The sequence below is a fragment of the Nocardia sp. NPDC059154 genome, assembly GCF_042755705.1.
Taxonomy (GTDB): Bacteria; Actinomycetota; Actinomycetes; order Mycobacteriales; family Mycobacteriaceae; genus Nocardia.
Map to the genome: position 1 here is coordinate 1 of NZ_JBHZCS010000140.1, position 10,342 is coordinate 10,342.

Genomic DNA, 10,342 nt, shown 5'->3' on the forward strand with positions numbered 1-10,342 from the left:
GAAGACCTGGAAGATCCTGCGCGACTGCCGCTTACGCGGCGACGGGGTGGGTGTCGCGATGGCAGGGGTGGCGACACTGGCCAACCTCGCCCACGGCTACTGATTCCCAGTCGGCGGACCGATCGCCGTCACCGACCCACACTTACGGGACATCCCTTAGGTAGGCGCCCTGTGAAGCGGTCAGATCCAATGTTATATAAGGGTTCAAATGCCGGAAGCCCGTGGGGTTCCGAGATACACGGGTCAGTGTGAGATCTTCTGTCCCATCGAATCGCAACCGCCCCCGAACCCCTGCTCCGCTGAAGTGGTCGGCTGCTTCAGTATTGGCGTTCAAGATCGCCCAAGCGAACACCGTCTTTCCGTCAACGGTCAACCGCACCGTGCGGGTATCCCTGACGAGCAAAGGCTTACCGGTTGCGCGCTCAAGTTTGTGTATGAGTTGGCTGGCGTGGGGGCTGCCCCACACCGAGTGCAGCGGGCAGCCTGCGAAGCTAAGGGGCCGCGCGACGGCCAGGAACGTCCGCACCTGTTTAGGAGTAAGGAACGGGATCATCACCACATTATCTGCCATATTCATTATGAACTGCAATAAGTTTTATTTGATCAATTCTCTTCCAGAAATTGACTGAACCATGGACGATACAGGAGGCACCTAACAACCACAGAGAGGCCCTCACGTGACCAGGGCTGCTGACCGTTCCCAGGTAACACCGACTCACCGGCAAGAAAAGATGTCCCTCCGCACAAGATTCGCTGCACTGGAGAACAGAAACCTTCAATTATTCATGGCGGGCCAATTCGTAGTGACTACCGGAATGTGGGTACAGCGCATTGCCCAGGATTGGCTAGTACTCAATTTGACTGGAAGTGCCACCGCAGTGGGCGTTACCACGGCGCTGCAGTGGGCTCCTATGATTGCCTTCGGCCTGGCAGGTGGGTGGATCGCCGACCATCTGCCCAGGCGGCGAGTGCTGCAATTTGTCCAAACTGGAGCAGGCGCCGTAGGCTCTATGCTTGCGGTGCTGACGCTCTCGCACCATGTCACCGCTTGGCATGTTCAACTGTTGGCCGCTGCGCTAGGAACGATCTCGGCGATCGAGCAACCGGTGCGGCAGGCATTCGTCGCCGATCTGGTCGATGAAGATCAAGTAAGAAGCGCTGTCAGTCTTAACTTTTCAGTGTTCTATTTGGGCAATTTCGCCGGCCCAGCGATCGCGGGACTACTGCTTACTACAGTCGGACCTGGGTGGGCATTTGTCGTGAACGCGGTCGCCTATACCGGTCCACTCGCCGCACTCGCACGTATCAAGGCTATGGCACACCGGACGCTAGCGAAACACGCAACGAACTCTGCGCCAGGCGGCCTGCTAGTACTTCTAAAACGAGCCGAAGTTTGGCGTCCCACGTTATTGGGTAGTGCGTTTGGAATGTTCACATTCAATTTGCCGGTGATCCTCGCGATCTATGCACGTACCGCTGGCGCCGGCGCTGCAGGCTACGCGATGCTGACGTCCGCCCTTGCAATCGGATCCGTAATCGGCGGCCTGATCTCTGTGGGCCGGGTCGGAGTCACGCAAGGAGCGTTGAGTAGATCGGGCTGGTTTTTGACCTGCACGTATCTCCTCGCAGCTCTCATGCCATCGTTGTGGAGCCTCGCTTGCGCGTTGACTGCGGTTGGCATCACGAGCACCCAGTTGTTCACCGCGACAAATTCCACTGTCCAGGTTGCTGCTGGACGAACACTCCGCGGTAGGGCATTAGGAATTTACCTCATATTTGTGACGGGTAGCGCCGCACTCGGGGGGCCCCTCCTCGGACTTATCGTTCAACATCTCGGCCCTCGTGCGGGGCTTGTGCTCGCAGGAACGGTCCCTGTAATAGCGCTGTTGCCGATATCGCTCAAACCGATCCCAAGCCGCGCCAACTCCGCTGAACCATAAATATACTGCAGGGCGCCTAAATATTCTTATTGGTGTGGAATATGTAGCGCATCGGAGAATCGCGACAGCATTTATGATTCGCGGGCCCAAGGCAAAAATCAAAATGAAGCGTTTACTAACATAAATGTGGCCGCCCCTTGTGGTGACGTGGAGGCGTGATCGGCATGAAAATCTGAGATTGTCACATCAATCTAGATCGATGAGCCCAGACCGAGATCTCGCAAAGCGAGCCGCACCGAGGATGATGCGCCGCGATTCGGCGAACCGAGCATGCAGCAAGCCGGAGTCCGCCGCAAGGTGCCCGTCCTAGTACTCCAGCCGGACTTCGTGATCATGGTGTGAGTCGGGATCGTCGCTGGTAGTGGCTGTGGCGGGCGCGGTATTGGTGTCGACGTCGCCAGAGTGACCAGTCGAGTCGGTGGGCGACGGTGCGGACGGGCATGTGCGCCAGAGTGGCCAACAGATGACGGATTTCGTTGCGGGTCAAGGCAATCAGTTCGGTCGATGATTCTGTGGCGTGGTCGGTGATGGCGAGGACGGTGAGGAAGGCGTGGGCGAGCATGGCCAGCAGGGTCCAGCGGTGCCAGGACCGCCAGCCTCGGACTTGATGCTGATCGAGCCCGGTCAGGGTCTTGGCGGTCTGGAAATTCTCCTCCGTGGACCAGCGGCGGCCGGCCACTTTCACCAGCCGGGTCAAGGTGACCGGGACCAGCGACCAGCAGCGGTAATAGGCCAGTTCCCCGCTGCGTTGATTGCGGCGGATCATCAGCCATCGATGCCCGGGCACGGCCTTGTCGTCATCGGCGGTGATCTCGATCCAGGCCCAGTCATAGACGCGAGGCCCTTTGGAGCCGTCACCGGCCGACAGCGGCTGCCATGCCCGCTTGGGCAGTGCACCGGCGAGAACGTCGGCGCGGACGCGACCGGTCGCGGTCGTGACGCGATGATCACAGCTGACCGCGAAAACATAACCGGTGCCACGGGATTCGAGTGCAGCGCGCAGCTTCGGGTCGCCGCCGTAGACCTCATCGCCGGTCACCCAGGGGGCGGGCACACCGGCGTCGAGTGCATCAACGATCAATCGTTTCGCCAGAGCGGGTTTGGTGGCGAAACCCACGTCGGCGGGCACACCGGCCCGCTCACAGCGGTCCGGGTCGCCCGTCCACGACTTCGGCAGATAGAGCGCGCGGTCGAGGAACGCGTGCCCAGCGCGGGTGGCATAGGTGAGATACACCGCGACCTGGCTGTTTTCGATTCTGCCCGCCGTGCCGGTGTACTGGCGTTGCACCCCGACGGTCTGCATGCCCTTCTTGATGTCGCCGGTCTCGTCCACCACAAGCGTCGCATCGACGTCACCCAAGTGCTCGATCACATAGGCACGCAGGTCATCTCGCAGCCCGTCCTCATCGACGACCGCCGCCGACAGCAGATGCTGCATCGCATCCGGCGACCGATCACCGCAATGCTCTGCCAATGTCCAGCAGTTCTTGGCCGGCAGCTCCGACATCATCGCGGTCAACATCCTCGCCGCGGTCCGGCGAGTCTCCACCCGCCCGAACCTCGCCCCGATCCTGCCTGTCAGCTCGTCGAACTGTTGCCGCCACCGCAGGAGGGCTACGCTGTCAGGCGCGGCCACCGCCAATTCAGTTGTGTCCCACACAAACACAACATGACCACGCGGTGGCCGCGCCACTTCCAGCGCCCTGAACAGCACCAGCATCGATCACGAAGTCCGGCTGGAGTACTAGCACCATGTCCATCCCGGCGTGTTCGCGGAGGGTATTCAACGACCGCGCCAGAATCCGCCTCACGATCGTGCTGTCTGTTCTGGAGTGTGCGGTCATACTTGCCTCCCAACCGCTCATGTGTTCGCCGAGGTTAGTGATGCCGCCGGATTGCGGCAAGACCACACCCCCCGAAAGTGGGTGCAGCTTTCGTACCCACTTTTGGGGCTCACCACAAGCCCGATGCCTGAGTCACATTTCTCCCCCAGAGTGGAGGAGGACACATGAGCACCAGGATCAGCCACACCATCGGACCGACCGAGCGGCCGCTGCTCGAGATGACGATCGGCGAAAACTTCGACCAAACCGTCGCGCGGTTCCCTGAACATGAGGCTATCGTCGATGTGCCCACGGGGCGCCGGTGGACGTACAGCCGATTGCGCGCTGACATCGATGCGCTGGCCTCGGCCCTGCTCAGCGAGTGTGGAATCGCCTCTGGCGACCGACTCGCGATCTGGGCGCCGAACTGCGCGGAGTGGATAATCGCGCAGCACGCTGCAGCGAAACTGGGGGCCGTTCTGGTCAACCTGAACCCCGCATATGGCTTGCGGGAGCTGAGGTATGCACTAAACCAGTCGGGTGTTCGGTTGCTGTTTACTCTGTCCTCGTTCAAGTCGTCCGATTACGCAGCTATGGTCGCCGACGTCGCACCGCAGTCGCCCAGCCTCGAGCATGTCGTATACTTCGGCAGCGCCGAATGGGATGGACTCATCGACCGCGGAAGTCGGCTACCGGAGCAGGCTCTCGCCGAGCGGCAGGCCGTCCTACGACCCACCGACCCGATCAACATTCAGTACACATCAGGGACTACAGGATCCCCCAAGGGTGTAACGCTCTCACACCGCAACATCCTCAATAACGGCTACTTCGTCGGCGAACTCCTCGGCTACACCGAACAGGATCGGATCTGCGTGCCGGTGCCGTTCTTCCATTGCTTCGGAATGGTTATGGGAAACCTCGGCGCATCCAGTCACGGCGCATGCGTCGTCATACCGGCGCCATCATTCGATCCGGACGCCACAATGCGCGCCGTGGTCGACGAGCAGTGCACCTCCCTCTACGGCGTGCCCACGATGTTCATCGCGATCCTCAACGTCCCAGACTTCGCGTCCTATAACCTATCATCGATGCGTACCGGCGTGATGGCCGGCTCCCCATGCCCGGTCGAGATCATGAAGCAAGTCATCGAATGGGTGCCAGAGATTTCGATCGGCTACGGCATGACGGAAACATCACCGGCTTCCACACAGACGTCGGTCGACGACTCCCTCGGCCGACGGGTGTCCACTGTCGGGCGAGCACATCCCCATGTGGAGGTTAAAATCACCGACCCAGCGACCTACGAGACTGCGCGTCGGGGAGAGCCTGGGGAGCTGTGCGTCCGCGGCTACTCAGTTATGCTCGGCTATTGGGACGAACCTGACAAGACCGCCCAGACAATTGATGCCGACGGCTGGCTCCACAGCGGAGACCTTGCGGTGATGGACGACGAGGGATTTGTCTCGATCACAGGCCGGATCAAAGACATGATCATTCGTGGCGGCGAGAACATCTATCCGCGCGAGATCGAAGAATTTCTCTACACGCACCCCGACATCCTCGATGCACAAATCGTCGGCGTGCCCGATGAGAAGTACGGCGAGGAACTGATGGCGTGGGTCCGCCTGCGCGCAGGCGCGGATCCGATCGACGTGGACACCCTTCGGCAATTCTGCGCCGGAAATATCTCCCGACACAAGATCCCGCGTTACGTCCACTGCGTCGACGAATTTCCCATGACCGTGAGCGGGAAGATCCGCAAAGTAGAACTTCGCGAAATGTCTCTGAAAATTCTACAATTGTGACACACCAGGGTTTCGAACTCTCCGCTACCGTGTTTGTATACTGATCCGCTGAGTCTCCTGCGATTTGCAATTTCTCCACGGGACGCGAGCACTCTGAGCAGTCTTGTGCTCGATGCCCGTGGAGCTTTACCTCCCAAACCGGTTCGATGTTCAAATGGAAGCACTGGCGGTGCATAAAGACCCCCTCATCACAGGAGTTCCGAAGTGAGTTTTTCTCGACGAGATTTTTTCCGATACGGCAGCCGAACGGCAGCCGGGTTCGGTTCGGTGTGGTTGCTGAGCAGCCTGTCCGGTTGTGCCATTACAGGGGGACCCGACAGGGAGAAGTCTGAGCTCAACAATTTCACTCTCGACGAGCTCACTTACGCCACTGCTGCCTTGTCGCAGGACGGTGAAGCAATCGTCTTCGATCTGGCAAACATGCTCTGGTCGGTACCGACAACTGGTGGTCGCGCGAAAAGGCTTTGCAATGTAACCCAAACCGAGGATGTGCTGCAGGAGTTCAGCAAACCGGACATCGCACCGGACGGGCAACGGGTGGTGTGTCAGTCATACCGGGATGGGCAGTTCCGGCTGGTTCTGCTCAATATGGATGGCTCCGGCCGCAAGGTGCTCACTGAGGGCACAGTCGACGCCCGCGAACCGCGTTTCTCCCCGGATGGGACCAAGATCGCCTTCTCCGGTGAGATCGGCGGACGTTACGCGATTCGTGTGCTGGATCTTGCCACCGGCACAATCAGCAACTGGACCACCGGCACACGTCAGGAGATGCAACCGGTCTGGTCGCCAGACGGCTCTGCCATTGCCTTTACCAGCGGCAAGGACAACTCACCGCAGGCCATCGAGGCCGTCGACCATTCTGGTAGCAGGCGTACCCTGGTCGAGGTCGTCGACGGTTGGCTCGCTGGCCCGTCCTACTCGCCCGACGGCACCTTGAGCTATGTGCACCTCGCCCCGGCAGGAACTTCGCTCATCGTCGGGGACCGGACAATCTCTGCCCCCCACGAAGACGTGTTTCCGTTCGCGGCGCGGTGGATTTCCCCCGCGGAAATGCTGTATACCGCCGACGGGCAGATCCGACGCCGCAACCTGCACACTGCGGCCGTCTCGGACGTGGCGTTCACCGCCGAGGTGTCGGTGCCGACAGTGACTGAGAGGCCGAGCGGACGCAGCTTCGACGCATCCCAGCCCCAGGAGGTCAAAGGCCTGGTTCGCCCGGCCCTGTCTCCCGATGGGAAGCAGATCGCCTGCCTCGCGCTGGGTGATATCTGGCTGCTCCGGGCTGACGGGCCGCCGCAGCAGATCATCGCGGACGGCAACTTCAACACAGACCCGGCCTGGTCACCGGACGGCAAGACACTGGTCTACGCCAGCGATCGCACCGGACAGAATGACCTGTGGCTGCACGACATCGCAACCGGTGATCAACGGCAACTCACTCATCTCACCGGAACAGAGAGCGCGCCGGTATTCAGTCCGGATGGCACCATGGTCGCCTTCTTATCCGGAACGTTCATGACAGGCTCGTCGGTGTGCACCGTAACGATCGCTACCGGCGAGGTGCGTACACATATCGGCTCACTCGTCATGCCCGGGCGGCCGAGCTTCAGCGCCGATGGCACCAAATTGAGCCTGGCGGGTTTCGTTCCAGCCACACCTCGCTTCCGAGAAGGCGCGAACCACATACTAACCGTGGATATTGCGACTGGCGCCGCGCATTACACCCCTCCGATCCCAGGCAAGTCGCTGTCCAACCGGGTCGACGCAGGCCCGGTGTACTCCCCAGACGGGCGACACATGGCTTTCGTGGTGTCCGGCACACTCTGGGTAGCCGAGGTCGATGCCGACGGCCGACCGACTGACCAGCGCCGCCAGGTCAGTGACGAAACCGCAGACTGCCCGACCTGGAGCGGCGACTCCGCCACCCTGCTCTACCTAGCCAATGGGCGGCTTAGCCTGGCATCGTGGCTGGCGGGTAGCGTGCGTTCGATCCCCACCCAGCTGACATGGCAGCGTCGGATCCCAGCACACACACGCGTAATCAAGGCCGGAGCCCTATGGGACGGGGAATCAAGAGAACTGCGGCGTAACGTCGAGGTCCTGATCCGCGGCAATCGGATCGAGGCGGTCGGCGCCAATGTCGGTATGCCGGACGCGGAAGTGATCGACGCCAGTGATCTGACGGTCCTGCCTGGCATGATCGGTGCCCACGAACACCTCGGTGTCTACCCGCCCAGTAACCGGATTGCCCGGCTATGGCTGGCTTTCGGCATCACCACCGTGCGCTCGCCCGGCACCGCGCACTACGAGGCCGTCGAAGCGAAAGAAGCACAGGAGTCCGGAAACCGGGTCGGGCCGCGCATATTCGCCGCGGGTGAGCTCCTCGAGGGAACCCGAGTGTTTTACGGGATCGCCCGCCCCACTACCGACTCCGATGAATTGCGACGCGAGCTTGAGCGGGTCGATGAGCTGGGCCACGACATGGTCAAGGCCTATGTGCGGTTGCCCTATGCGTTGCAAAAGGAGGCAATCGAGGGAGCACATACGCGCAGGGTGCCGAGTGCGTCGCACTACCTGTTCGGTCCCGCAATGCTCGGCTCCGACGCCGTCGAACACATACGCGGCACCAGTCGCTACGGTGCCCCAGTTGAGAAGGAGACCTACCTCGGCAACACCTACGCCGACGTCATCACCCCAGTTGTACGGTCGGGAATGACGATAACCCCTACGCTGTCGAGCGCATCCGCGCTCTACCACAATGCAACCTGGGCGCTGGACGATCCGCGCCTGAAGAACCTGCTTCCGAAGGAGATGTACAAGGCCTTCCGGACTCAGGCCGAACAGGCAATACGCGACAATCCCACAGCTGACCTCAAATACACCGCCAATGAGGTGGCGGCCCTACGCAAAATGATCGCGGGCGGCGCACATATCGCCATCGGAACCGACTCCCCCGTCGTGCCGTACGGCATCTTCTACCACCTCAACATGGACGCGATGGTCCGCAATGGGATCGAGCCATTCGACGTGCTCCGGGCCGCGACTGTGGGCGGTGCCCGGGTGATCGGGATGAGTGACCACCTCGGCACAATTACCCCGGGAAAACTAGCCGACCTAGTCTTCGTTCATGGCGACCCGCTGGCCGACATCAACGCCGCCGCTCGGGTCCAGCAAGTCATGCAGGGTGGCGTCCTGCACACAGTCGATGACCTGATAAATACGCCTGTATCAAACCCGGCATCGGCTCCCCCGACACACAGTTTCCAGGAAACACCGCAGCACATTGGGTTCTGGTGGCACCGCGCCACATACGCTGCCGGCGCCAGTTGCTGCAGCCACTGATTCTCTCGAGGTCGGCAAATCCGAGCAGGAGCGGTTCCTCTGTGTTTGTCAAGCCGCTGGAACAGCATTGGTCGTAGCCTGGACGATGGCCGGTTCCGGAAGTGACTTGTCCGAAGAGCTGGTTGGCGGGGCTGAGCCGGCCGCGCAGGATTTTGTGGTCGCCCCCAGGTCCTCCGGAATCCGCATCGCCGTGGCGGGACAGCCGGTGACGAGACTCGTCGGCGCTGGCGATTTCTATCGGCGCGGTGCCGGTGTGAACTGCGAAGACTTCCGCGGGCGCGGAACCGTGACATGCGGCCAGTGCGGCCCGACAGCCGCGACCATCGCTCCGACGCCGATCACGTCGAGAAGGGCACACTGCCGCAATCGGCGAACGGTGTCCGGCCTGCGCTGCTGGTTGGCCCTCAGCCGGGAGTCCACGCACCTCGGCGACGAGGTCCCGCCCGTCCTTGCGCGCGTGTCAAGGACGGGCGGACCCGCCGTAACGCATCGGCGGCCTGGTCCGCGATCAGATCGGTGGACACGCCACCAGGCAGCAACACCCTCTCGCTCGGCCTCGACGGGCATCGCATCGCCGTGCAACGCCGCCACACTGGCAGCCGCAGCCGCGTCGATATTGTCGTTCTTGCGCGGTCCTCTCCCTCGATATAATTCCCAGACCCGCCCGGTGGCAGTCGACGGCATGTCAGCGACCGTCTCACCGTGTGCGATCAGCCATCAAGCCAAATGTCGACCCAGCCCCCCATGCGTTCTCCACGGCCCAGCGTCGCTCGGGAAATCGCTTCGCCCACAACACCAGAAATCGCCGATACTCCGGCAAGTTGGCGTCGATGCGGATCGTCTCAAGCGCCTCGTGGGTCCCGGCATCCAGGGCTGCCGCCGTATGGGTGGACTTGTGCGGGTCGACCCCGATCACCACCGTCAACCACGTCCCCTTATTCCTCGTCGGATCCAGGAACCCGCGGGCGACATTCCGGCCTTCCGGCCTGGTTATCCCACACCTCTGTTGAGTCAGGCCCGCGACCAGCGTCTGGCCGGGGCGCAAACCCCCGGTGAGCCAGCCCAAACGGGCGGCAGGAACCTCACGAGCCAGCGCCGGCTCGACACCTCCAGCAGACTACGGCCATCATCCAGCCCGTCAACCGGTGACATTCAAAAAGCCGGAACCTCACTCCCGACAACGCCGTGCACACCTGGATCTCGGACAACAACGCGCACAAGCCCTCGCGGTCTGGAACGTTCACCACAACTACCACCGGCCGCACGGAGCAGCCGACAGGCAACCGCCCGCAGCATAACTCGCGGCTGGCTATGGCCTCGTACACCTAAGGGATGTCCCGTAAGTGTGGGTCGGTGACGGCGATCGGTCCGCCGACCGGGAATCAGTAGGCGTGGGCGAGGTTGGCCAGTGTCGCCACCCCTGCCATCGCGA

The 10,342-nt window shown here is 61.7% G+C and carries 6 protein-coding genes and 1 pseudogene; 4 read left to right on the plus strand and 3 right to left on the minus strand.

Features of this window, described 5'->3' with window-relative positions; all coding sequences use genetic code 11:
• A pseudogene (locus tag ACFXN1_RS50345) lies at positions 1-103 on the plus strand (IS5/IS1182 family transposase); the annotation flags it as partial.
• A gap of 39 nt (positions 104-142) precedes the next feature.
• On the opposite strand, the gene ACFXN1_RS50350 reads toward ACFXN1_RS50345, so the two are convergent.
• Complete coding sequence (locus ACFXN1_RS50350) at positions 143-577, minus strand: LysR family transcriptional regulator (protein WP_379446714.1); 435 nt, start codon at positions 575-577, stop codon at positions 143-145.
• A 100-nt stretch (positions 578-677) separates the two neighbouring features.
• Between ACFXN1_RS50350 and ACFXN1_RS50355 the strand changes: the two genes are divergently transcribed.
• The gene (locus ACFXN1_RS50355; protein WP_379446716.1) at positions 678-1,940 is read left to right on the plus strand and encodes an MFS transporter; all 1,263 of its coding nucleotides are present in this window, start codon (positions 678-680) and stop codon (positions 1,938-1,940) included.
• Positions 1,941-2,271: 331 nt separating this feature from the next.
• Here the strand turns inward: ACFXN1_RS50355 and ACFXN1_RS50360 are convergent, their stop codons facing one another.
• Positions 2,272-3,522: an IS701 family transposase gene (locus ACFXN1_RS50360; protein WP_379446761.1), complete on the minus strand. Its 1,251-nt coding sequence runs from the start codon at positions 3,520-3,522 to the stop codon at positions 2,272-2,274.
• Positions 3,523-3,948: 426 nt separating this feature from the next.
• Here ACFXN1_RS50360 and ACFXN1_RS50365 point away from each other — a divergent pair, with 426 nt between their 5' ends.
• Entirely contained in the window at positions 3,949-5,568 is a 1,620-nt protein-coding gene (locus ACFXN1_RS50365) for an AMP-binding protein (RefSeq protein WP_379446458.1), read from the plus strand.
• A gap of 204 nt (positions 5,569-5,772) precedes the next feature.
• Positions 5,773-8,910: an amidohydrolase family protein gene (locus ACFXN1_RS50370; protein WP_379446459.1), complete on the plus strand. Its 3,138-nt coding sequence runs from the start codon at positions 5,773-5,775 to the stop codon at positions 8,908-8,910.
• A 697-nt stretch (positions 8,911-9,607) separates the two neighbouring features.
• Here ACFXN1_RS50370 and ACFXN1_RS50375 read toward each other — a convergent pair.
• A complete protein-coding gene (locus ACFXN1_RS50375; protein ID WP_379446460.1) occupies positions 9,608-9,835 on the minus strand; it encodes a hypothetical protein in 228 nt (75 codons plus the stop codon).
• Positions 9,836-10,342: the final 507 nt, after the last annotated feature.